This is a genomic window from Pseudomonas viridiflava (assembly GCF_001642795.1).
Classification (GTDB): Bacteria; Pseudomonadota; Gammaproteobacteria; order Pseudomonadales; family Pseudomonadaceae; genus Aquipseudomonas; species Aquipseudomonas viridiflava.
This window is the reverse complement of the sequence record NZ_LKEH01000026.1, coordinates 168040-190301: the sequence shown is the minus strand read 5'-3', so window position 1 is coordinate 190301 and position 22262 is coordinate 168040. Positions and strand designations below refer to the sequence as shown.

General features: G+C 57.7%; 19 protein-coding genes and 1 pseudogene. 9 read left to right on the top strand and 11 right to left on the bottom strand.

All coding sequences use genetic code 11. From position 1 onward, the window contains the following. The first annotated feature begins 631 nt into the window (after positions 1 to 631). The 4 genes from kdgD to AO065_RS13740 all read left to right on the top strand — a co-directional run bounded on the left by kdgD (position 632) and on the right by AO065_RS13740 (position 6323). Entirely contained in the window at positions 632 to 1543 is a 912-nt protein-coding gene (gene kdgD, locus AO065_RS13755) for a 5-dehydro-4-deoxyglucarate dehydratase (protein ID WP_004883139.1), read from the top strand. Between the two features lie 165 nt (positions 1544 to 1708). Then, positions 1709 to 3091 carry an MFS transporter gene (locus AO065_RS13750; protein WP_004883143.1) on the top strand — a complete coding sequence of 461 codons (1383 nt, stop codon included), beginning with the start codon at positions 1709 to 1711 and terminating at the stop codon, positions 3089 to 3091. Positions 3092 to 3101: 10 nt separating this feature from the next. Further along, the gene (gene garD, locus AO065_RS13745; RefSeq protein ID WP_004883146.1) at positions 3102 to 4655 is read left to right on the top strand and encodes a galactarate dehydratase; all 1554 of its coding nucleotides are present in this window, start codon (positions 3102 to 3104) and stop codon (positions 4653 to 4655) included. A 537-nt stretch (positions 4656 to 5192) separates the two neighbouring features. After that, positions 5193 to 6323, top strand: a complete 1131-nt coding sequence (locus AO065_RS13740) for an L-dopachrome tautomerase-related protein (protein WP_050562177.1) — start codon at positions 5193 to 5195, stop codon at positions 6321 to 6323. Positions 6324 to 6615: 292 nt separating this feature from the next. Here the strand turns inward: AO065_RS13740 and AO065_RS13735 are convergent, their stop codons facing one another. Further along, positions 6616 to 7242, bottom strand: a complete 627-nt coding sequence (locus AO065_RS13735) for a Yip1 family protein (protein ID WP_004883152.1) — start codon at positions 7240 to 7242, stop codon at positions 6616 to 6618. Between the two features lie 222 nt (positions 7243 to 7464). On the opposite strand from AO065_RS13735, the gene AO065_RS13730 reads away from it, so the two are divergent. Next, the gene (locus AO065_RS13730; protein WP_004883154.1) at positions 7465 to 7704 is read left to right on the top strand and encodes a PLD nuclease N-terminal domain-containing protein; all 240 of its coding nucleotides are present in this window, start codon (positions 7465 to 7467) and stop codon (positions 7702 to 7704) included. A gap of 26 nt (positions 7705 to 7730) precedes the next feature. On the opposite strand, the gene AO065_RS13725 is transcribed toward AO065_RS13730, so the two are convergent. The 3 genes from AO065_RS13725 to AO065_RS13715 are packed head-to-tail and all read right to left on the bottom strand — an operon-like array spanning position 7731 to position 10036. Then, on the bottom strand, positions 7731 to 8501 hold the full coding sequence (locus AO065_RS13725) for an alpha/beta hydrolase family protein (RefSeq protein WP_004883157.1): 771 nt from the start codon (positions 8499 to 8501) through the stop codon (positions 7731 to 7733). Then, positions 8498 to 9595, bottom strand: coding sequence for a DUF3182 family protein (locus AO065_RS13720; RefSeq protein ID WP_004883160.1), 1098 nt, complete (start codon positions 9593 to 9595; stop codon positions 8498 to 8500). The genes AO065_RS13725 and AO065_RS13720 overlap by 4 nt, the downstream gene beginning before the upstream one ends. Positions 9596 to 9634: 39 nt before the next feature. Continuing rightward, entirely contained in the window at positions 9635 to 10036 is a 402-nt protein-coding gene (locus tag AO065_RS13715; protein WP_004883164.1) for a Rho termination factor N-terminal domain-containing protein, read from the bottom strand. Positions 10037 to 10265: 229 nt separating this feature from the next. Between AO065_RS13715 and AO065_RS13710 the strand changes: the two genes are divergently transcribed. Continuing rightward, positions 10266 to 10469, top strand: coding sequence for a hypothetical protein (locus AO065_RS13710; protein WP_004883167.1), 204 nt, complete (start codon positions 10266 to 10268; stop codon positions 10467 to 10469). A gap of 286 nt (positions 10470 to 10755) precedes the next feature. Here AO065_RS13710 and AO065_RS27650 read toward each other — a convergent pair whose 3' ends face one another. From AO065_RS27650 to AO065_RS13700, 3 genes are all read right to left on the bottom strand, one after another. Next, positions 10756 to 10971, bottom strand: a complete 216-nt coding sequence (locus tag AO065_RS27650) for a hypothetical protein (protein ID WP_004883170.1) — start codon at positions 10969 to 10971, stop codon at positions 10756 to 10758. A 212-nt stretch (positions 10972 to 11183) separates the two neighbouring features. Further along, entirely contained in the window at positions 11184 to 11969 is a 786-nt protein-coding gene (locus tag AO065_RS13705) for a sulfite exporter TauE/SafE family protein (protein ID WP_004883173.1), read from the bottom strand. A 91-nt stretch (positions 11970 to 12060) separates the two neighbouring features. After that, on the bottom strand, positions 12061 to 13884 hold the full coding sequence (locus AO065_RS13700; RefSeq protein ID WP_032651366.1) for a sensor domain-containing phosphodiesterase: 1824 nt from the start codon (positions 13882 to 13884) through the stop codon (positions 12061 to 12063). A 301-nt stretch (positions 13885 to 14185) separates the two neighbouring features. On the opposite strand from AO065_RS13700, the pseudogene AO065_RS27835 reads away from it, so the two are divergent. Beyond that, a pseudogene (locus AO065_RS27835) lies at positions 14186 to 14512 on the top strand (con-10 family general stress protein). Positions 14513 to 14741: 229 nt separating this feature from the next. On the opposite strand, the gene AO065_RS13690 reads toward AO065_RS27835, so the two are convergent. Next, positions 14742 to 15266, bottom strand: coding sequence for a GAF domain-containing protein (locus AO065_RS13690; protein WP_050562178.1), 525 nt, complete (start codon positions 15264 to 15266; stop codon positions 14742 to 14744). Positions 15267 to 15697: 431 nt separating this feature from the next. Between AO065_RS13690 and AO065_RS13685 the strand changes: the two genes are divergently transcribed. Both AO065_RS13685 and AO065_RS13680 read left to right on the top strand, forming a co-directional pair. Further along, on the top strand, positions 15698 to 16966 hold the full coding sequence (locus AO065_RS13685) for an OmpP1/FadL family transporter (RefSeq protein ID WP_004883184.1): 1269 nt from the start codon (positions 15698 to 15700) through the stop codon (positions 16964 to 16966). Positions 16967 to 17219: 253 nt separating this feature from the next. Beyond that, positions 17220 to 17669: a hypothetical protein gene (locus AO065_RS13680; protein ID WP_004883188.1), complete on the top strand. Its 450-nt coding sequence runs from the start codon at positions 17220 to 17222 to the stop codon at positions 17667 to 17669. Here AO065_RS13680 and AO065_RS13675 read toward each other — a convergent pair. The 3 genes from AO065_RS13675 to AO065_RS13665 all read right to left on the bottom strand — a co-directional run bounded on the left by AO065_RS13675 (position 17663) and on the right by AO065_RS13665 (position 21910). Continuing rightward, complete coding sequence (locus AO065_RS13675) at positions 17663 to 19291, bottom strand: ATP-binding response regulator (protein ID WP_050562179.1); 1629 nt, start codon at positions 19289 to 19291, stop codon at positions 17663 to 17665. The genes AO065_RS13680 and AO065_RS13675 overlap by 7 nt on opposite strands. A gap of 38 nt (positions 19292 to 19329) precedes the next feature. Beyond that, on the bottom strand, positions 19330 to 19953 hold the full coding sequence (locus tag AO065_RS13670; RefSeq protein WP_004883191.1) for a response regulator: 624 nt from the start codon (positions 19951 to 19953) through the stop codon (positions 19330 to 19332). 331 nt (positions 19954 to 20284) lie between these two features. Then, positions 20285 to 21910: a methyl-accepting chemotaxis protein gene (locus tag AO065_RS13665; RefSeq protein ID WP_004883193.1), complete on the bottom strand. Its 1626-nt coding sequence runs from the start codon at positions 21908 to 21910 to the stop codon at positions 20285 to 20287. Positions 21911 to 22262: the final 352 nt, after the last annotated feature.

The window sequence follows — 22262 nt, the reverse complement described above, 5'->3', positions numbered from 1 at the left end:
GCGTTATACACAGCAACGATGATCGTTCCCACGCTCTGCGTGGGAATGCCTCTCAGGACGCTCCGCGTCCGCTCTGGAATGTGGCGCAGATGTGTGCCCAAGCTCCGCCGTTATGCACGTCATGCGCCCGGCTCACTGAATCCTCAGTCTGTGCCATTTGTGACGCGGAGCGTCACGGGCGGCATACCCACGCAGAGCGTGGGCACGATCAGTGTTGGGACGGGCTTGTGTATAACGACGAGCGCGGAGTATGGGCACGATCGGTGTGCTTGAGATCACCGCTCGTTCCCACGCTCCAGCGTGGTAACGCCTCTCTGGACGCTCTGCGTCCGCTGTTGATGTGACGCAGAGCACCTTCGGTTGACTGCCTAAGCAGGGCGCAAGCAGAACCAGTACGTCAGTCCAGGCACTACTGTCTGGACGAAATCTGCACTTGTCGTATAACTTTCAGCAATCCTGAATCCCGCCAAACCCAGGCCCGCCAAGGCCTTCAGCCCCATTCATCGCCTTGTAAGACAAAAACCCGTAAATGCCTGTTGAGGGAATGTATTTTCAGTTGTACGATGACTTACGACATCGGCACTGCCCCGATGATCCATTCACAATTTATGTCCCACAGGGTGTTCGAATAATGAATCCACAAGAACTGAAGTCCATCCTCTCTTCCGGTCTGCTGTCCTTCCCGGTTACCGATTTCAATGCTCAGGGCGACTTCAATCGCGCTGGCTATATCAAGCGTCTCGAGTGGCTGGCCCCGTACGGCGCCAGCGCTCTGTTCGCAGCAGGTGGCACAGGTGAGTTTTTCTCCCTGGCCGCCAGCGAATACTCCGAAGTCATCAAGACTGCCGTTGATACCTGCGCCACCAGCGTGCCGATTCTCGCAGGCGTGGGCGGTTCGACTCGCCAGGCCATCGAATACGCTCAGGAAGCCGAGCGTCTGGGCGCCAAAGGCCTGCTGCTGCTGCCGCACTACCTGACCGAAGCCAGCCAGGACGGCGTTGCCGCACACGTTGAAGCGGTCTGCAAATCGGTCAAGATCGGCGTGGTTGTCTACAACCGCAACGTCTGCCGCCTGAACGCCTCGCTGCTGGAAAAACTGGCCGAGCGCTGCCCGAACCTGATCGGCTACAAGGACGGTCTGGGCGATATCGAACTGATGGTTTCGATCCGCCGTCGTCTGGGCGACCGCTTCTCGTACCTGGGTGGTCTGCCGACCGCCGAAGTCTACGCCGCTGCCTACAAGGCGCTGGGCGTGCCGGTCTACTCCTCGGCAGTGTTCAACTTCGTGCCGAAACTGGCGATGGATTTCTACCACGCCATTGCCCGTGACGACCACGAAGCAGTCGGCAAGTACATCGACGATTTCTTCCTGCCTTACCTGGAAATCCGTAACCGCAAAGCGGGCTACGCGGTCAGCATCGTGAAAGCCGGTGCGAAAATCGCAGGCTACGACGCAGGTCCTGTCCGCGCGCCGCTGACCGACCTGACGCCAGAAGAGTGCGACATGCTCGCAGCGCTGATGGACAAGCAAGGCAAGCAGTAACACCTCTGAACACAGAACCGCTGAGCGATCAGCGGTTTTGTCGTTGGAATGCATGACCCGTACAGGTAGAAGCTGGCGTCGCCGCGACACTTCTAAGGGGCCTGTAGCGCTACACCCAAAAACAGATTTACCCGCGTAAAAAAATAACTAGTGGGAGTTCAACCGATGCAAACGTCCAAGCCGACGCACGTCCGCTATTTGATCCTGTTGATGCTGTTTCTGGTCACCACGATCAACTACGCCGACCGTGCCACCATCGCTATCGCTGGTTCAAGCATCCAGAAAGACCTTGGCATCAGTGCCGTCACTCTGGGCTATATCTTCTCTGCATTCGGCTGGGCCTACGTGGCCGGTCAGATCCCCGGTGGCTGGCTGCTCGACCGTTTCGGTTCGAAGAAAGTCTACGCCATGAGCATTTTCACGTGGTCGCTGTTCACCCTGCTGCAAGGCTATGTGGGTGAGTTCGGTATCTCGACCGCCATCGTCGCGCTGTTCATGCTGCGCTTTTTGGTGGGCCTGGCCGAAGCGCCATCCTTTCCCGGCAACGCACGTATTGTGGCTGCCTGGTTCCCGACCGCCGAACGCGGCACGGCGTCAGCCATCTTCAACTCCGCGCAATATTTCGCCACTGTGCTGTTCGCGCCGCTGATGGGCTGGATCGTCTACACCTATGGCTGGCAGCACGTGTTTATCGTCATGGGCGCGGCAGGCATCGTCTTCTCCGCCATCTGGATGAAGGTTATCTACAGCCCGCGCAGCCATCCGCGCATCAACCAGGCCGAGATCGATCACATTGCCAGCAACGGCGGCATGGTCGACATGGATCAGGACAAATCGAAGTCGAAGAAAGACGGCAGCAGCGGTCCGAAATGGGACTACATCAAGCAATTGCTGACTAACCGCATGATGCTGGGCATCTACCTGAGCCAGTACTGCATCAACGGCATCACCTACTTCTTCCTGACCTGGTTCCCGGTGTACCTGGTCCAGGAACGCGGCATGACCATTCTCAAGGCCGGTATCATCGCGTCCCTGCCCGCCATCTGTGGTTTCATCGGCGGCGTGTTGGGCGGGATCATTTCCGACTACCTGCTGCGCAAGGGCCACTCGCTGACCTTCGCCCGCAAGGCACCGATCATTGGTGGTCTGCTGCTGTCGACCTCCATCGTGACCTGCAACTACGTTGACATCGAATGGATGGTCGTGGGCTTCATGGCCCTGGCATTCTTCGGCAAAGGCGTGGGCGCACTGGGCTGGGCTGTCATGTCCGACGTATCGCCTAAGCAGATCGCCGGTTTGAGCGGCGGCCTGTTCAACACCTTCGGTAACATTGCATCGATCACCACCCCGATCGTGATTGGTTACATCATCAGCACCACCGGCTCGTTCAAATGGGCACTGGTGTTCGTCGGCGCGAACGCGCTGCTGGCGGTGATCAGTTACATTTTCATCGTGGGTGAAATCAAGCGTGTGGAATTGATAGAGCCGCCTGTAAAGGGGCCATTGCCGACCGATCCGGCCAGCAACCTTTCCGAAGCAAAATCCTGAGGAAACCGTGATGAACCTGATTCAACATGCCGATTCTCCACGTTACATCCGGCTGCATCCGCTGGATAACGTGGTGGTCGTGGTCAACGACCAGGGTGTGCCGGCCGGAACCGAATTCGATAATGGCCTGGTGACTGTCGATAACGTACCGCAGAGCCACAAGGTCAGCACCGTTGACCTGGCCGAGGGTGACGCCGTGATTCGTTACGGCCATACCATCGGCTACGCCCTGCAACCGATACCGCGTGGCAGTTGGGTCAGGGAAGACCAGTTGCGCATGCCGTCAGCGCCTGCGCTCGACAGCCTGCCGATGTCCGATGCCGTACCTGCGAAGGGCGAGCCGCTGGAAGGCTACACCTTCGAAGGCTATCGCAATGCCGATGGCACCGTGGGCACTCGCAACATTCTGGGCATCACCACCACCGTGCAATGCGTGACCGGCGTGCTCGACTTCGCCGTCAAGCGCATCCGTGACGAACTGCTACCCAAATACCCGAACGTCGATGACGTGGTGGCACTGACGCACAGCTACGGCTGCGGCGTGGCCATCACCGCCACCGACGCTTACATTCCGATCCGCACTGTGCGCAACCTGGCGCGCAATCCGAACCTGGGTGGCGAGGCGCTGGTGATCAGTCTGGGCTGTGAAAAGCTGCAGGCCGGTCAGGTGATGCACGAGGGCGACAGCTCGGTGGACCTGAGCGAGCCGTGGCTCTACAAGCTTCAGGACTCCAGCCATGGTTTCAGTGAAATGGTCGAGCAGATCATGGATCTGGCTGAAGTGCGCCTGAAGAAGCTGGACCTGCGCCGTCGCGAGACGGTACCGGCCTCCGAGCTGATTCTGGGCATGCAGTGCGGTGGCAGCGATGCGTTTTCCGGCATCACTGCCAACCCGGCGCTGGGCTACGCATCCGACCTGTTGCTGCGCGCAGGCGCGACGGTGATGTTTTCCGAAGTGACCGAAGTGCGCGATGCCATCTATTTGCTGACTTCTCGTGCGCAGGATCAGGACGTCGCTCAGGCACTGGTGCGTGAAATGGACTGGTACGACCGTTACCTGGCCAAAGGCGAAGCGGACCGCAGTGCCAACACCACGCCGGGCAACAAGAAGGGCGGGTTGTCGAACATTGTCGAGAAGTCCCTCGGGTCCATCGTCAAGTCCGGCAGCAGCGCCATCAACGGCGTGCTCGGCCCTGGCGAGCGGGTCAACGGCAAAGGGCTGATCTTCTGCGCCACACCGGCCAGTGACTTTGTGTGCGGCACGCTGCAACTGGCGGCCGGGATGAACCTGCACGTGTTCACCACCGGACGCGGCACGCCGTATGGTCTGGCGATGGCTCCTGTAGTGAAGGTGTCGACCCGCACCGAGCTGGCCCAGCGCTGGCCGGATCTGATCGACATCGACGCCGGCCGCATCGCGACAGGACGCGCCAGCATCGAGGATCTGGGGTGGGAGCTGTTCCACTACTACCTGGAAGTGGCCAGCGGTAAGAAAAAGACCTGGACCGAGCACTACCGCCTGCACAACGACATCACCCTGTTCAACCCTGCGCCGATTACCTGATGTTGCCGGGGCGTGGTCCCTGCAGGTGAAACCGAGACATTCCGGCAATCCGTGATGATCGTTCCCACGCTACTGCGTGGTAACGCCGCCCGGCACGCTCCGCGTCCCAATTGGGACTGAGTTGCGCAGGTCTTTCAGGTGCGCAGCCCGGACGCGGAGCGCCCTGAGCGGCATTCCCACGCGGAGCGTGAGGAACGATCAGCGTAAGGGCTGACGTGTGCGTAGCTGATCGTGCCCACGCTCCGCGTGGACATGCATCCCGGGACGCTCCGCGTCCCAATTGGGACTGAGTGCGCAGGTCTTGCAGGTGCTGCCAGCCGCCTCATTTTCTTCATTTGATTAAAAGTGTTAGTGAATTTAACGGCTTCTTTCTTTGCCACAAAGGGATCAGTATCCGCAGCAGGTAGATTGGCTGCCCGGTACATCCGGCCATTCAAACAAGCCATTTTCACTTTTCGATACTGGCCTGCCTCACGCTGGCCAAGGAGACCTTTCTTGTCTTTCAAACAACCGATGTCCTGGGCTTCTGCGGCCTTGATGGTTGCGCTCGGTAGCCAGGCTGTTCAGGCTGCGACCTCCGCCAAGCTTCCAGAAGACAAGCCCGTGGGGAAAATCGAACAGGTCTTCGCGTTCCATGACGCCATGCCCACAGGCGTCAGCGTCACTGAAACAGGGCGCATTTTTGTCAACTTCCCACGTTGGGGTGACAAGGTGCCGTTCACAGTCGGCGAATTACGCGACGGCAAGGTGGTGCCTTACCCTGACAGCGCCTTGAACCAGGCGGACCCGCAGCATCCCGATAAGGGGTTCATCAGCGTTCAGAGCGTTGTCGCCGACGGTTTGGGTCACCTGTGGATACTTGATACCGCTGCACCTGAGTTCTCCAAACCGGTCGCTGGCGGCGCCAAACTGGTGGCCGTTGACCTCAAGACAAACAAGGTCATCAAGACGCTGGTTTTCCCTGAGAACGTCATTCTGCCAAGCACCTATGTCAACGATATGCGTTTTGACTTCAGTGCTGGCAAGGAAGGCGTGATTTATGTCACCGACTCATCTGTCAGTGGCCCCGGCGCAATCATTGTCATGGACATTGCGACCGGTAAGGCCGTGCGTCGTTTGAGTGGCGCAGCCTCGACGTCGGCAGACCCTGCCTTCGTGCCGAGGGTTGAAGGCCAGGTGCTGAAAATGCGTAACGCCGATGGGACCAGCAAACCGTTTGCGGTCGCTTCCGACGGTATCGCTCTGTCCTCGGACCGCCAGACGCTTTATTTCTCACCGCTTTCCAGCCGACACCTGTATTCGGTGCCGACAAAACTCCTGCGCGATCCCGCCGTGACTGAAGCGCAACTCGTCGCCGCAGTGCAGGATCTGGGAGAAAAAGGGCCGTCGGATGGACTGGAAGCCGACAGCGATGGCGCGGTCTACGCGGGCGACTATGAAGACAACAGCATTCGCAAACGTCTTGCCGACGGAACCTGGCAGACGGTTGCTCACGATCCTCGAATGCTGTGGCCGGACACGTTGTCGGTGGCAAATGACGGCTACCTCTATTTCATCGCCAATCAGCTGCATCGCCAGGGACTGTTTCATGGCGGCAAAGATCTGCGGGAAAAGCCCTACAGCCTGTTCCGGGTGAAGATCGACGCTAAACCGGCCAGGACGCGCTGAGTTCACGCCGTTGCGCAGAGCTGCTTCTGCCCACAGGGCGTTGGAGCTCTTGGCGGTTAGGACGGGAGCGATGGGCTGCGCAGCGGCCCTTGATTGCATCAGGTACACCGCGTGCGCAGGCCTTGCTGCCGGTTCCCGGCAGATCGCCGGCAAGCCGCCTCCCACAGTCCGGTGTTTGCTCCGCGACAGCGCTGCGTCGAAGACGTGGTGAGGCCTCCCACAGTCCGGTGTTTGCTCCGCGACAGTGTTTTGTCGCAGGCCTGATGGGCTGCCCATCAGGTTTGGCCTCACATCATCCAGCCGGCACGTCCCCCAGCACGGTGCGCACGTAATCAGGCGTGAGCACGTGGTACCAGAGCAGTATCGTCGACACCAGAATCGTCACGAGCACCAGCACGCCGACGCCCCACACCGCAGCCGCGTAGAGCGGGGCGTTGCCGGGTGGCAGGCGCATGAAAGTGCCAATGCCGATGATCAGCAGAAAGGTCGAATGAATGGCTGCCAGTCCCAGTACCAGAATCATCAGCCAGCGACTGGGGTAAAGGCCGGCGAGGCCTGCGATGAAAAACGGGGTGATGGTGTAAGTGGCAAAGCCGATGCACTGATTGAGGCTCGGACGGGCTTCCGAGGTGCGTGACAGCCAGCGGATGAACGTGCCCATCAGCGCTGTACCGGCCAGAATGGCGATGTACAGCAGGGCACATAACTGCAAAGCGCTTTTGCTGCTCAACCAGACCCGATCTTCAAGTGTCATGCTCCAGCCCATCTGTGTCGTACCGATGTACAGGCAGACGGCCGGGATCAGACCAAGCAATATCAAGTGCGGCAGGTATTGGCGCGGGCTGTGCTCTTCCTCGTCGCGTATGGCTTTCCAGGCGTGGGCGGGGCGGGTGAACAGTTTGATGATAAATGCGTTCATGACATTCCCTCCGATGGCGAACGGGTCTCGCAGGTCCTTGCGAGCCTCTTCGGATTGAATACGACGTGACGCAATGGTTTCACCGCACTGGACCGATGGCGGTCGAGCGCTCGGAAAAAGCCTGATTTTTCCTACTTCTCTGAACTTTAAGGTGCTCTCAAGCCTCTTCTACAGTAAGGGCGCCGGTCTGGCCGCCTTCGTTGAATGTGCAGGAGATTTCAAATGCCTTGGATATCGGAAAATCATTTGTGGCTGTTTACAGCGATTACGGCGTTGATCGTGATTTCGGATATATGGGCGGTGATGCGGGTTCGTAAGAGCGTCACGGAGTCCAGTAACAAACTGATGTGGATCATCGTGATCGTTGCCGTGCCAATTCTTGGCGTGCTGGCTCTGCTGGTTGCAGGCCCGCGTCACGTCGACACCCCCGCCAAGCCTGAACAGCAAAGCACCAAGTACTGATTCGGTCGTTCGGGATCGCTTGCGGGTCATGAGTACTTGGCTGAGTGGTGAGGGTAATCCACCAGCCGAGCGCCAATGACCATCTCGCTGATCCAGTTGGTCAGCATCGAGCTGTAGACGCTCTGACTGATATCGCTGCTCAGCGCATGGTCGGCACCGTCCACCAGGCGATAGGTCAGCGAGTGCGCGAGCTCAAAGGCGCTGCGATAGCTCATCAGCGTCGCGTGCGGTACATAGTCGTCACGCTCTGATTCAATCAACAGCACATCCCCTCTGAACTCCTTACAGGCTGCCAGCGCACGATTGTCCGCTGCGGTGACGGCCGAGCGTCGGTAGTGCGCGAGCCTGTCGCGATCCAGTTCCTGTTTGGGCATGTCCCAGTCGGCATCCCAGTACAGGGCGGGCACGCGTAATGCCATCCATTTGATCGGTCGCATCGCGCTCAGAATGGTTGCCAGATAACCCCCATAGCTGGTGCCGATCACCGCAATGGCTTCAGGGTCCACAGAAGGGTGGCTGACGAGTCGGTCATAGGCGGCCAGCAGATCCTCCAGGCTCTGCTCACGCGAGACCGTGGCCCGAAGGCCCTCAGTGCGCTCATGACCGCGCAAGTCGAAGGTCAGACAGACGCAGCCCAGCCCCGTGATGTTTTTGGCCCGTGCCAGATCACGCTGCTGGCTGCCGCCCCAGCCGTGGACGAAGAGAATGCCGGGAAACTTCTCGCACGGCGTGACGATGGACCCGGAGATGGATTGGCTGCCTACCTTGATCTCGATGATTTCACTGCGGACACTCATAAAGGCTCCAACTGAATGAATTTGCTGATAAAGCCCACCTGAGGGTCTTCGCCCTCATAGAGCACTTGGGCATCGGCGGGAAGCGTGGTCTTGCCATACACCTCGTGGGTCGAGACAGTGACCTGTTGCAGCGCCGGGTCGGCAGTGAACAACAGCAAGGCCTCTACTTCCGCTGCGCTGGCACCGCCGATGCGCCAGGATTGCTCCAGCACGCCTGAGCAACGCTGGCCTTGCGCATTGGTGCCTTGGGCGATGTCGTAATTGCGGCGCGATGCGATGAAGCCGGGAAAGCAGGCAAATGCGGCGCTCTCATAAGCCAGCGCCTGCTGCACGGCGTGCCTGACCGGCTCGTCCAGTGACTGGCGCAGCAAGGCCTGGTAATCGCCCCGCACGAGGTGCAGGCGAGAGCCGCCGTAAACGGTTTCCCCCTGATTGTCTCTGGTCAGGTCCTGAGTCCCGTAATAGCTGGCGGTCAGCCCGGCTACTTGCACCTGGCCCACGCTGAAAGTCACGACCTCTGCCAGGTTTTCTTCCAGCACCAGACCGTATTCCCTTACCTCGTGCAGGTCCTGCCGGGCGATGGCTTCAGCCAGCTCAGCTTCGGTCGTCACCACCACCTGACCGCGTCCTGCTGTCGCCAATACCGGTTTCAGTCGCACCGGACCGTTGGCGAGCATCTGTGTGCCGACCTTCAGCGCATCCTGTTCGGCAAAAACCGAGAAGCCGGCGAGCACGGCCTGCGCAGCCTGATGGTGAAACGCGTCTGACCAGCCGGGCGGTTTATGCGTTGCACGTTCGGGCAGCGGATGCGAAAGGGCCTTGGTGGTCATGAACGGTTCGGCGATCACGCCGCCGAACAGATCGTCGGCAGATCGAATACCGGGATGATCCCGTCCGATCAACGTGTCGGACGGGACGAAATACAGATTCCGCCCCCGATGAATCAATTCGTCGTACAGCCCTGCGAACTCGGCGCCTAGCAGCGTCGCCAGCTTTTGCGCCAATACCTGGTGAACCACTGTTTCATGGGTAGAAAGGGTTTTGCGCGTAGGCAGCAGAACAACGTCGGTCTTGCCGGTTACTGTCCCGGTCATGAGCAACTCCTGTCAGTCACACAGTGTGCGGCGGATTCGTTATGACGCTTTCTTCAGCGCGCTGATCAGCTCCTGCTTGTTCATGGTCGAGCGACCGGCAATATTCAAGCCTCGTGCACGCTGCATCAGGTCCACTTTGGTCTGCGACTCCAGCGGCTGGTTGTTGCGCGGTTCGCCATGTTTGGTCGCCACGGCACGCTTGGCGGAATCCTTGCGCGCTGCCGACTTGCTCGACGCCGGTGTCCTGGTTCCCGAACCACCCTTGCGTTCGCCGCCGCCGGACTGTTTGTTGACCGTGGCCCATGCCCGCGCTTCTGCCTCACCTTTCGAAACACCTTTTTCTTCGTAGCCTTCTTCGATATGTTCGGCCTTGCGTTTCTGCTTGTCGGTGTACTTGTCTTTATTTGCGGTAGCGTCTTTTTTCGAGTTCGCGGCAGGCATGGTCTGTCTCCTATCGATCTGAATGACGGTTAGGCCGGATGTCAGAAGCGCGGACATGCTTGCAACGCGCGCTTCACGCTGGCCTTGAAATTAGGAAGGACGCGACGGCGGGCGAGTTCAGCGAAAAAGGATGAGCGGCACAGTGGCAAAAATCTGAAACTCTGCAATTCTTCTGCAATGACGAGGTGTTTACATGCTCGCCATCCAGACCTGATTGAGGAGAAAGCGCATGTCGATCATTAGCAAATGGGCGTTGCAGGCAGTTGTGCTGTTTTTGCTGGGCTGGATGGCTACGTTAACCACACACTGGAGTCATTCTGTGGTCAGTGGCACAGGCAGTGATCGGCTGGCCGAGTTGAACAGTGGGGCATTGAGCAATCCGGCTGCACTGGCTACCAGGGATTCCGGACAGCCTCGCTCGCAAGTGGAGTAAGTCTTATCGGGCAGGCTTTGCATGCGCGATACCGCTCACTTTTTCGCAGGCAAAAAAATGGCCCACAACAGGGTGGGCCAAATGGGATTCATCAAAGGAGTGGGTTCAATTTACCCAGCCTGACGTGAAGAAGATGTGAAATAGATGTCACCGAAACGAGAATGAATTTCAGTTTTTATTCAGGTGCATATTCAGCAAAAGATGGATGGCAAAACGCCGCTGTCAGGGCAGCGGCGTTTCAGTTGTTACAAGGATAAATGTTACAGGAAACAAAGGCAGCAACAGCTCAGCGTGCCATCGCCCTCGAGCGTCGTTCAGGTGCGCTTCTTTCGGATACGGCATGTCGTGCGGACAGCGGAAGAGAGTGAGGAGCGTCGATTCTGGATTTCATGCGGTCAGCAAATTCCTTGGCTTCCTGCCAGCTCCGGCAAGTCACCGGGTAATCGTCCAGCTTCACGACCCAGTGGGCCCCGTAAACACCTTCTTCAATTCGGATAAGCATTAGTGGCATCTCCAGTCAGCAAGGATGAGTCTGTGCCGAGCACCGGCGCGAAAGCAGACCGGCAAAATCCTGCGCCGAAAAACGGCGTTGAGCTACAAAAAAATACAAATCCCGACCAATGTGCCTGTGCAGCGCAATGTGTTGCGTTACACAGCACTCAAAGCGTGTTTGCAGGGCGAGCCTGACGCATGGATGTGACAGCTTGACGTCGGTCAGAACGCCAGCTTGAAACCGATCATGCCCAGCATGATCGCCAGGAAAGGACGCAACAGGTCATCAGAAACGCGTCCGGCCATGTGGCTGCCGAAATAGATGCCTGGCAGCGAGCCCATCAGCAGCCAGCCCAGCAGTTCCCAGTTCATGTTGCCCATGCTGGCATGGCCCAGGCCTGCAACCAGGGTGAGGGGCACCGCGTGGGCGATTTCGGTTCCCACGAGACGGCGGGTCGGCAGCAACGGGTAAAGAATGAACAGCGCCACCGTACCGAGGGCACCTGCACCAATCGACGTCAGCGCAACCATGGTGCCAAGAATCAGGCCTGTCACCACGGTGAGCACCGTCAGGCTGGTGCCCTTGAAAAAGGAATGCCCGTCGCCACGCCCGTGGGCGAAGGCCAGCAGTTTTTTCTTGAACAGAACGGCGAGGGCGGTCAACAGCAACACGAAACCCAGCGCCTGTTTGATGATGGCGTTCAGGGCGTCGGGTGCGGTATGCAGGGTGCTCAGGAACCACAGCGTCAGCAACACCGCAGGCACGCTGCCCAGTGTCAGCAGCCCCGTGATTTTCCAGTCGATGTTGTCGTTCTTGCGATGAACCAGCACGCCCCCGGATTTGGTGATCGCGGCGTACAACAAGTCAGTGCCCACCGCGGTCGCCGGATTGATACCGAACCACAGCAGGATAGGCGTCATCAGCGAACCGCCCCCGACGCCGGTCATGCCCACGATGAAGCCCACCACCAGTCCTGCTACTACAAACCCTAAACCACCCGCTTCCATATCCAACCCTGTCAAGCAAACGTATCAGGCAAAAAGTGGCGGGCAGCATAGCGGCTTTGGTTATGAGCGGTTATGAAGATGTGTTCTAAGGTTATAACCGTTTATCGCGGGTGGCAGCCGCAAGTGTTGCTTCGGCAACACTTTGCAGGCGTTGCGTGGGGCTGAGCCAGTTCACCATCATGTCGGCTTCAAGCGGTTTTGCGATCAGGTAGCCTTGACCTTCGTCGCAGCCCCATTGTTTGACCAATGTGCGGATCTCATCGGTTTCGATCCCTTCGGCAACGACGCAGTAACCGAGTTTTTTCGCCAGACCGATCAGCGCTTTCACCAGACGTTGATCCGTCTCGTCCGAGACCAGGTTGCAAATCAGCGACTGGTCGAGCTTGACGGTGGTGGCCGGCAACTGACGCAGGTAATTCCAGTTGCTGTAGCCGGTGCCGAAATCGTCAATCGCGACATCCATGCCCATTTCACGCATACGTTCGAGCTGACTGCGGACCTCGGCGGGATTCTGCATCAGCGCGCCTTCAGTGAACTCGAGTTCGAAGCGGGTCGGGTGGATGTCGTGTTCACGCAGCAGGCCGATCATGGTGTCGGTGAATGCCGGGCCGGTAAGGTCTTCCGGCGTCACGTTGATCGCGATGCGGAAATCGAAACCCTGGCGCTGCCAGTGGGCTGCCTGCTCGATTGCGTTTCTGAGCACCCACAGGCTCAACGGGCGCATGAGCGCGGTCTTTTCCGCCAGCGGCACGAACTCCGCCGGACCGATCGGCCCCAGTGTCGGGTGATTCCAGCGCAGCAGGGCTTCAACCGAGGTGCAATGGCCGGTCTTCAGGTCGATGCGCGGCTGATAGACCAGACGCAACTGGTCGTGTGAGTGCACGGCGTTGGTCAGCGAGCTGAGCAGCTTGAAGGCACGCTGCTGAGCGGCATCGGAATGGGGTTCATACATGGCCCAGCCGACATTGCGGTCACGGGCGTTGTCAGCAGCGCTGATCACCAGGCGCATCCAGTCCTGCTCGGTGCTGGCGGCGTTGTCCAGCGCCACTACGCCAAGGCCGACCTGCATCTGCACGGGAATGCCGCGACACTGCACCGGCGTTTCGAAGTCCTTGAGGATCGCGCGGAACCTGTTTTCAGTAGCATCTTCTTCAGGCAGCAGAAAACCAAAGCGTGTCGGGCTGACCTTGTAGAGCGAGCAGTCGTGCGGCAAAAGACGCTGCAGACGGTCTTTGATCGCCATCACCAGGTCCTGTGAATAGCTGTAACCCAGCGCCTTGACGATGTCGTTGAGAAACTCGGGGGTGATCATGTCCGCAGCGACCAGCCGATAGTTCTGCTTCGAACTCAGCGTCTGGGTGATGTCTTCCTGCAGGCGCGAGCGGTTATACAGGCCGGTAGGCTGGTCGATGAAGCAGCTCATTCTCAGCCCGACGATGCGTTTCATCACCAAAGAGGCGAATCGCTTGAGCATGTTCGCCTGCTTTTCGCTCATCGGCGCACGGGGGCTGGTGTCGATCACGCACAGACTGCCCAGCGCGATGCCGTCATCAGTGATCAGCGGCGCCCCTGCGTAGTAGCGAATGCCGGGGTGTCCGGTGACCAGGTTGTTATCCATGAACCGCTCATCGAGCGTCGCGTCGGTCACCTCGAACGGCTCATCGGCCAGGATCGTGTAGGCGCAGAACGAAACGTCGCGAGGGGTTTCCTGGGCCTGCAGACCAACCCGGGCGCGGAACCATTGTCGATGCTCATCGACGATGGAGATCAGCGCGATGGGGGCGTCGAAGAAATTGGCGGTCATTTCCACGATTTCATCGAAGACATCGTCCGCCGTGTTCTCGAGCACGCACAGCTCCGCTATACGCAACAGACGTTGCGTTTCGTTAAACGGGATAGGGGCGCAAGCGTTCATGAGTATCTCGGAGGGGTACATGGGTGATGACTATATGACATCACGAAGTTCACTTTATCAGCGCACCATTTTTATCTATAGCCCCACACAAGAACTTCAACGCGCTAAAAAACCTGTCCCGTCTGCTCTGAATAAGGCTTCACCCCTTTAAAGCCGGGCAGTCTGGATCAACCTGAACGGGATTGAACGAATTTGCCATTCGTCGTTCAGCCTTCAGATTTCCGGATCGACTGCCCCGAAGGCGCTTTCTATTGCTTACGACAGCACTCAAGCGGTCGGCCGATAACGGAGGACAACGACAATGGCTAACACTGGGGAAAACAATCCCGGCAATTTCGCCAACGACCCGGAACGGGCATCCGAAGCAGGAAAATAGGGTGGTCAGGCGTCAGGCGGCAATTTCGCCAATGACCCGGAAAGGGCGTCCGAAGCAGGAAAAAAGGGTGGTCAGGCGTCAGGTGGCAACTTCGCCAACGATCCTGAGCGTGCATCCGAAGCCGGCAAAAAAGGCGGGCAGGCATCGGGTGGCAATTTTGCCAACGACCCGGATCGTGCAGCTGAAGCAGGCAGAAAGGGAGGACAGGCATCGGGTGGCAGTGATGACAATGAAGAGTCGGATAAATCCTGACTCGATCAATCTTTCAGCCTGACACGTTGTTGATAGCGTTCAACATTCAGCCAGCGTAGCCGACCGGAATATAAGAGAGTCGAGTTGAGTAGTCACGCTGACTGAGTCCCTCCACCAGGTTTTCGCTTTTTAGTCTCGAATGCTTGTGAAAAGCCCGGTTCATACCGGGCTCTTTGGTTCTGCAGGGTCGATAATCGTGCGCGATCAGTGTGATGGCGAAAGCGCGTACTTAAACTTCAGTCGGCTCGGAAAGCAGGGCGATCTGGCCTTGCAGCTCAGTGAGCTGCTGGTGCGCGTACAGCGTGTTGGCGATCAGCGTGCAGAACACTTTGAGGGTTTCCAGAAGCTGTTCGTCGTCGAGCTTTTTTGGCAGGGGATCAAGGCCGCACAGCGTGCCGAAGAAATCACCGGTCGGAAAAATGATCGGCAGCGAGAAATAACTCTGAAAACCGAATTTTGCCGGAATGAAGTGCTGGGCGTATTCAGGATCGGTCGCGACTTCGTTGATCACGATCGGCTGGCGATTCAATCTCAGTTCGTTGCAGAACGTGTTTTCCAGTTTGAGCTCATGACCGGCATCCAGCCCGAAATTGAGTTCGTCATATACAGCACATGCGGTCCAGCTGCTGTCGGTCACTTTGGCGATTGCGGCGAATCTGAGCCCGGTGAGTCGGGTGACCAGTCTCAACAAGCTTGAGGTGGTTTCGATTTCACTGATGACGGCCAGTTCTGCGGAAGTCAATGTGGTGTTCAATGGTGATGCCCCGACCTGGTCATTGAGAAGCTGGCAAAGCGTCAGGCAGTCTTTGAACTGCATCACACTTTCGCCGCTGCTGATCCTGCCACACCTGATCAGGGGTTACATGAAATATTCCTGGAATATGACAGCAGGCCCTTTAACGGCAGAGCATTGGCGTCAATAAGCGTTCGCAGTTGCATGCACTAACAAGGCTGCCGATCAGAAAACAACGCACTCATGCTGCGGCAAAGAGCCATTAGTACACCTGTACTATAGAGCGTGTTTTAACTCGCTGATAGGCTCCTCGATTGCCCATTGAGTCGATGCAGGCCTGTCTGCCGCGCGCATGCCCACGGCCTTTCAGGTCCTGAAACGCTCCGTCGCGTACATGTCTTCACGTCTGATGACCCTTATCGAACAGTGACCTGCCACGAGTAGCGAGATCCATGCAAAAAATCACGTTGGGCTTTACCTTTGCCGTGGTTTCGACCCAGCTTTGCGCGGGCGGCTTCGGACTCAACGAACAGAGTATCAGCGGCATGGGAACGGCATTCGCCGGGCGTGCTTCCTCGGCCGATGACGCCAGTACGGTGTATGGAAACCCGGCGGGCATGGCGCGGTTGCAGGGGCAGCAGATCACTGGCGGCGTCACCTTCATCGACGCGTCCTCCGACATCAGTAACCCAGGCGGCCGTTCCACCGGTACGAACAAGGGCGACATGGTCCCATTCAAGGCCATTCCTTTCGGGTTTTATACCTACAAGCCGAATGAACAATGGGCATTCGGAATGGGGGTTTACGCGCCGTTCGGTCTGGCGACCGATTACGAGTCGGGCTTTCAGGGGCGTGCGTTTGCCAGCAGAAGCGACGCTCGGGTGATCACGCTGCAACCCACGGTCAGTTACGCCTTCAATGACCGAGTTTCCATTGGCTTCGGACCGACCATCAACCGGCTGGCAGGCGAGCTGGAGTCCGACCTGACGCTCAACCCTGCCATCCCGGACACCAACGTGAAGGTCAAGGGCGACGATGTAGCCCTGGGCTTCAATGTCGGCATTCTGGCCAGCCTGACGGACACCACCCGGGCAGGCATGACCTACCATTCGCGGGTGCGCTACGACCTTGATTGTCACACCAACGTAGCCACCGGAGCCGGAACACCACCCCAGGTGCTGAGGAGCAATCGCTATGACTGCTCGTTGCAACTGGACACGCCGGAGTCCGTGGATCTGTCGGTCACGCAAGACCTGAGCGATGCCTGGAAGCTTTACGCGGGGGCGACCTGGACCCGATGGAGTCGTATGAAGGACCTGGACTTCAGCACGCAAAGCATCAGCCCTGCGGTCGGTGGTGTGCTGGCGTCATCGCTGTCGAATGCCGTTGCGGGCGGTCTGGACTGGCACGACACCTGGGCTTATGCGCTGGGTACGTCCTATCGCCTCAATGCCCAATGGCTTCTGCGAACCGGCATCCGCTTCGATCAATCGCCGACCAGCAACACCAACCGCTCGCCACGCACGCCGACAGGCGATCGCACGATATACAGCGTGGGCGCAGCCTACGACCTGACCAAAGACCTGACCCTCGACGTTGCCTATTCCTGGCTCAAGGAAGAAAGCGTGAATGTCAGCCGCTCCAACGCATTGGCCAGTTACAGCGCCCGCTATGAAAACAGTGCAAGTTTTCTCGGTATTGGCGCGACGTATCGTTTCTAGCTCTTTCAGTTTGAAGCGCTGACTAGTACATCTGCACTATAGCCCTGCCTCGGTTGAGCGCCTTAACCTACTCAACTAGCTGATATCGAATCTTCTACGCACATCCATCTTCAGGGCCGCTGGTTACAGCGGCCTTGAGAGACGTGTCGTGCCGGATTTTCGATAGACCTTTAACGATAGGCTGATAGTGGAGAGCGCTGGCATGGGTGTGTTTGGCCGAGTGGCAAGAGGATGGGGAGCCGCAGGATTGATAATGACGGCACTGACGGCCTGTTCAACCGGCGGTGGCACTCCATTTGGCGGGCTGGACTCTTTAACGGGGGAAGCCAAATATGCGCCCGAGTTTATTAAAAGCAATATCGTTGTCAACAAGTCGTCCAAACAACAGATCCGTGAGAAGTTTGGCGCGCCCACAAGCGTAAGTGACAATTTGGGCAATGATTCTTCGGAATGGCTTTACGATCGTGGTGAGTCGCAATTGGGCAAGCTGACCAATATGGCTTACAAGTACACGAGCCGATACGGGGCCGGTGACTCTGCAAGTGCAATCATTACGAGCCAGAACAAGGTGGGAGATGCGCAAGAGATCATGGATGACGCGGGCTCACTTTCAGGTGCCAGTGCGCCAGGTCAAAAAGTGAAGATCACTCGTCTTTATATCGAGTTCAGAGGTGACATCGTACGTGCCTTCAGAACTTATTGAAGCACCGAAACAGATTCGTCACTTTGCCCTCCCGACGATGACGCAGAGCCCACCTTGAAGCTTAGCAACAGCGAGCGAAGTTCGGCGGGGCGGACTGGTTTCGAGAGCACCGGAATGTCCGGGTCATTCAATGCCTGGCGGACGTGTTGAAGTTCGTGGCCGGTGATCACGATGGCGGGAATGCGCCGGCCTTGCAGCCGGTTCAGGTAGGCGATGCAGTCAGCGCCTGATGCACTGCGGTCCAGATCGAAGTCGGTGATGACCAGATCACAGTCAACGTGAGCGTCGTGAATGCTGACAGACGTCTGGACCTCACACCCCCACTTGCCCAATAACATGGCAGTGGCCTGGAGCACGTTCTGATTGTCCTCGATCAACATGACCCGCAGCCCGCCGAGCAGACGCTTGTTCCAGTCGATGTTGGAAGTCTGGACGGGCAGACTGGCCGCGACAACGGGCAATCCTGCAACCATGACCACCGTACCGCGCTCTGGAATCGAGTGGATATTGACCTTCAATTTCATGAGGCGGGCGATGCGACTGACAATGCTCAGGCCCAGCCCGACACCTTCGATATCCCGATCACGCTTTTCCCGCACGCGATAAAATTCGTTGCACAGATGGGGCAGGTGCTCGGCGGAAATACCGCGACCCTGGTCATAAACGCCGATGTCGAGCCTGCCCTTACGCTTGCGACAACCGATGAGTATCGGTTTGCCGGGGGCGTATTTGAAGGTGTTGGAAATCAGATTCTGCAACAGCGTACTCAGCAGCGCCGGGTCGGTACGGACGTGGTGTTTGCTGTTGCGCACACGAATCTGAACACCGGCCCAACTGGCCGCCTCACTGTTCTGGCTCGCCAATCCCTTGAGCAATGCGTCCAGATCCACCGTCTCCAGGCGTGGCGTGACTTCGCCGCGATTGAGCGTGTAGATGTCCAGCAAGGAGCGGAACAACTGCTCGACCGAACCCAGCGCGCGGTCGATGTTGTCGACCAGTCGACGTTCGTTGTCACCCAGGCTGGCGTCGCGCAGGCAAGCGGTGAACAGGCTGATGGAGTGAATCGGTTGTCGCAGATCGTGACTGGCCTGAGCCAGAAACCGTGACTTGGCCTGGTTGGCCTCTTCGGTTTCCTTGAGGGCCAGGTGCAGTCGTCCGAGCAGAAAGTAGACGAACAACGGCAGCACCAGCATGGTCAGGATCATCATGACCGCGACGGCGTGGTGTTCGCGCAGGAAGGGTGTCAGGGCAATGATGATCAGCAGGGAAATCATCGAGAAACCGGTCGCCAGCAACAGGTAATTGCGCCCATAGCGCATGCCGTAACCGACGGTCATGCTCAGCATGACCGAGTACACCGGAAGCAGCGCTTCGCCGCCCACGGTGATGGTGACGATCCCTGCCAGATTGTCAGTGACCAGCGCAAACAGGCGTCGCCTGCCGGAAGCCCCCGGCCGCTGGGCGATGCGCACAATCAGGCCGATTGTCACGATGGCGAAACCCAGGCAGTAACCCAGAATCACGAACATGCGCTCTTCGGAGATTTCATCCAGCGCGTACGCTATAAGCGTGTACAGCGTTGAAGTGGCAATGACGGCCATGCGCAGTAGCGCCTGAGTCATTTCCAGGTCAATGCGTTTGGGCAATATCGACATGTCGGTTACTTGATGGACAGGCTGGAAAATTGCGCGGCGGCAGCAGATCGGGTTGGCACACCCAGGGTCTTGAGCAAACTGGAAACATGAATGCGAACGGTAAAGGGCGAGATGCCCAGTTCCTTGGCAATCTCCTTGTTGGTCTTGCCTGACGCGACCAGTCCCAGAACTTCTTTTTGTCGGCACGTCAGATGACTGAGCGCAGACATTTCCACGTCGCCCAGAATCGAGCCTTCCGGCTTGTACTTGACCACGACATCGCCATTGCGAATGGCAATGAAGGCTTCGGCGATGTCCAGCGGATCGATATTCTTGCCGATAAAGCCATCAGCACCTTGGGCCATGACCTCTGAAATGGTGTCCATATCGTCGACCATGGACACCACAATGATCGAGGTGCGCTTGAACTCCTTGCGAAGTTCGCCAATGGTCTGCATGGAAACAAGGCCGGGAAAACGCAAGTCCAGCACCAGCGTATCAATCTCGTCACCCGAGCGCGCCAGTTCAAGCACTTCATCAAGATTGCCAGCCTGTTCGATCACCGCGTCGGGCACCAGGCGTTCTACAGTACGCAGCATGCCCTCACGAAATAAAGGATGATCATCGGCCACAATAATTCTGCAAGGCATGCCGCATACTTCCACTACTCAGAGTAGAGGGCATCATACCTGATGAGACGTGTGTGTAACGTGACTGATACAGAGACTGGCAACTTATATTGCACATCGATGATGGCAATTTGTTATTGATTGTGCACGGTTGTAGTGCATGTTGCGACGTTACATGAAAATTTAACGAATGGATCGCTCAACTAATGTGCACTCACTGTTCATAAAGCACTCGGAGTGTCCGTTGCGCATTCGTCTGAGTGGAAACAACAGGCGAGGATCATCGAACGGTTGAGCCATCTACGGTGAACCTTGCGATTCACCGTGCCTGACTTGTTTTATAGGCGTTACATTACGTCCTGAATCGCAGCACCAGATTATTCATGTTCACGGCAAGCCTGGACAACTCATTGCTGGCCAGCAGTGTCTGGCGAGTGCCTTCGCTGCTCTGGATCGCGAGATCACGAATGCTGATCAGACTGCGATCCACGTCCCGTGCAACGTGAGCCTGCTCTTCCGAAGCGGTGGCGATCTGCAGGTTGCGGTCGTTGATTTCAAGCACCGAATCGGTGATCTGGAGCAGCGACTGGCCAGCGTCTTCGGCCGTCTTGCGGGTGCTGTGCACTTCCAGGGTGCTCTTTTGCATGGATTCAACGGTGGCGGAGGAACCCGCCTGGATGGCAGAGATCATCTGCTCGATTTCCTGCGTCGACGTTTGTGTGCGATGAGCCAGGGCACGAACCTCGTCGGCCACCACGGCAAAGCCGCGGCCCTGTTCGCCTGCACGTGCTGCTTCGATGGCCGCGTTCAGCGCTAGCAGGTTGGTCTGTTCGGCAATGGCGCGGATGACGCTGAGCACTTTGCTGATGTCCTGCGCCTGATTGGCCAGTGCGGTGACTTGCGCCGATGAGCCTTCGACCAGATGGGTCAGGCCCTGCATCGCGGTCAGCGTTTCGGTCACTCGCCTGTTGCCCAACTCAGCGTCTACGCGCGACTGTTTCGCTGCCTCGGACGTTGACGTGGCGTTTCGTGCAACTTCTTCCACCGCAGCGCTCATTTCATTCACGGCGGTGGCCGCCTGTTCGATTTCGCTGTTCTGCTGTTGCAGCGTACGGTCGGCACTTTCTGTAATCGACGTCATTTCGACTGCCGCAGTGCTCAGTTGTGTCGAAGCGCCGGAAATCTGCTGGATGGTGTCGCGCAGGTTCTTCGACATCAGGTTCAGCGCGTGCATCAGTCGCGACGCTTCATCCTTGCCGGTCACTTCGAGTTGCCGGGTCAGGTCACCTGCAGCGATGTCTTCTGCCAGCGACAGTGAAGAGCTGATCGGCTCGACAATGCTGCGTGTCAGAGCGACGGCGAGGAATACCGTGAGAATAAAGGCAACGATCACTACGACCAGAAGTACTTTGACACTATGGTCATACACCACGGTTGCATCGTCACCGGAGCGCTTGGCCTCCTGTACGTTCTGTTCGCGCAGGGCGGTGAGCTTGTCCTGATACGCAACAGCCCGTTGCGCCTGCTCAGTGTTGGCGAACAAAAGGGCCTTGTCGTGATCCGTCGAGTCCAGCGCAATGACCTGTTTCACGCCATCGACGTACTGCACCATCTTCGAGCTGGCATCGTCGAAGTTGACCCGGTCCTGCTCGCCGGAAATCAGGTTCTTTCGGTAGAACTCACTGCTCGACTGGAGCGCTGCGATGGCGTCATTGGTTTTGGCGACAGCGGCAGAATGTGAGGCCGGCTCAGTGGTAGCCAGCATCCGGATACTTTCCAGGCGCGCATGGAGCAGGGCGACCTGAATGTCATCGATGACCTGAACGCTGGGAAGCGAATTCAGCGAAATGTTTTGTTCGGCCGCCCGAAGATGGCCCATCTGAACGTACGAAAAGGCACCGAGCCCGACCAGCAGGACCGTGATGATGCCGAAACAGAGCGAGGCCCAGCGTGAAATATTGAGGGATCTGAGGTTCATGTTTGCCTCCGGCGGCAAAGGGTCTTGCGGGGGATAGAATGTCCCCTTCGTATGAACAATATTTCTGCCGGAGTTGAACTTTATTGAGTTAAATGTTCATTAAAGATTATTCATTTAAATACACGTTACTGGAAGTAGCCTGGCGCGTTTGAAGGGCGTCAAAAGCGGGTTTATAGATTTTATTTATCCCGCTAATAGAGGATGTTAGTTAAGTATTTACTCTACGGTGTTAGCACTTTTTGAGAGTAAGGTTACGCAGTTTCGTAAGTATGCGACCGATATTTACCTCAAACGAGTGTATCGGCGGCAGGCGAGGCCGATCGCATGGAGCAAATGCTCTTCACTTTCGACC

Excerpts from the sequence above, each read along its gene's own strand:
- AO065_RS13720 (WP_004883160.1), bottom strand. The coding sequence starts at position 9,595 with ATGACCGGGACAGTAACCGGCAAGACCGACGTTGTTCTGCTGCCTACG.
- AO065_RS13705 (WP_004883173.1), bottom strand. The coding sequence starts at position 11,969 with ATGGAAGCGGGTGGTTTAGGGTTTGTAGTAGCAGGACTGGTGGTGGGC.
- AO065_RS13685 (WP_004883184.1), top strand. The coding sequence starts at position 15,698 with ATGCAAAAAATCACGTTGGGCTTTACCTTTGCCGTGGTTTCGACCCAG.
- AO065_RS13725 (WP_004883157.1), bottom strand. The coding sequence starts at position 8,501 with ATGAGTGTCCGCAGTGAAATCATCGAGATCAAGGTAGGCAGCCAATCC.
- AO065_RS13710 (WP_004883167.1), top strand. The coding sequence starts at position 10,266 with ATGTCGATCATTAGCAAATGGGCGTTGCAGGCAGTTGTGCTGTTTTTG.
- AO065_RS13675 (WP_050562179.1), bottom strand. The coding sequence starts at position 19,291 with ATGACTCAGGCGCTACTGCGCATGGCCGTCATTGCCACTTCAACGCTG.
- AO065_RS13750 (WP_004883143.1), top strand. The coding sequence starts at position 1,709 with ATGCAAACGTCCAAGCCGACGCACGTCCGCTATTTGATCCTGTTGATG.
- AO065_RS27650 (WP_004883170.1), bottom strand. The coding sequence starts at position 10,971 with ATGCTTATCCGAATTGAAGAAGGTGTTTACGGGGCCCACTGGGTCGTG.
- AO065_RS13715 (WP_004883164.1), bottom strand. The coding sequence starts at position 10,036 with ATGCCTGCCGCGAACTCGAAAAAAGACGCTACCGCAAATAAAGACAAG.
- AO065_RS13730 (WP_004883154.1), top strand. The coding sequence starts at position 7,465 with ATGCCTTGGATATCGGAAAATCATTTGTGGCTGTTTACAGCGATTACG.
- AO065_RS13700 (WP_032651366.1), bottom strand. The coding sequence starts at position 13,884 with ATGAACGCTTGCGCCCCTATCCCGTTTAACGAAACGCAACGTCTGTTG.
- kdgD (WP_004883139.1), top strand. The coding sequence starts at position 632 with ATGAATCCACAAGAACTGAAGTCCATCCTCTCTTCCGGTCTGCTGTCC.
- AO065_RS13670 (WP_004883191.1), bottom strand. The coding sequence starts at position 19,953 with ATGCCTTGCAGAATTATTGTGGCCGATGATCATCCTTTATTTCGTGAG.
- AO065_RS13740 (WP_050562177.1), top strand. The coding sequence starts at position 5,193 with ATGGTTGCGCTCGGTAGCCAGGCTGTTCAGGCTGCGACCTCCGCCAAG.
- AO065_RS13735 (WP_004883152.1), bottom strand. The coding sequence starts at position 7,242 with ATGAACGCATTTATCATCAAACTGTTCACCCGCCCCGCCCACGCCTGG.
- AO065_RS13665 (WP_004883193.1), bottom strand. The coding sequence starts at position 21,910 with ATGAACCTCAGATCCCTCAATATTTCACGCTGGGCCTCGCTCTGTTTC.
- AO065_RS13680 (WP_004883188.1), top strand. The coding sequence starts at position 17,220 with ATGACGGCACTGACGGCCTGTTCAACCGGCGGTGGCACTCCATTTGGC.
- garD (WP_004883146.1), top strand. The coding sequence starts at position 3,102 with ATGAACCTGATTCAACATGCCGATTCTCCACGTTACATCCGGCTGCAT.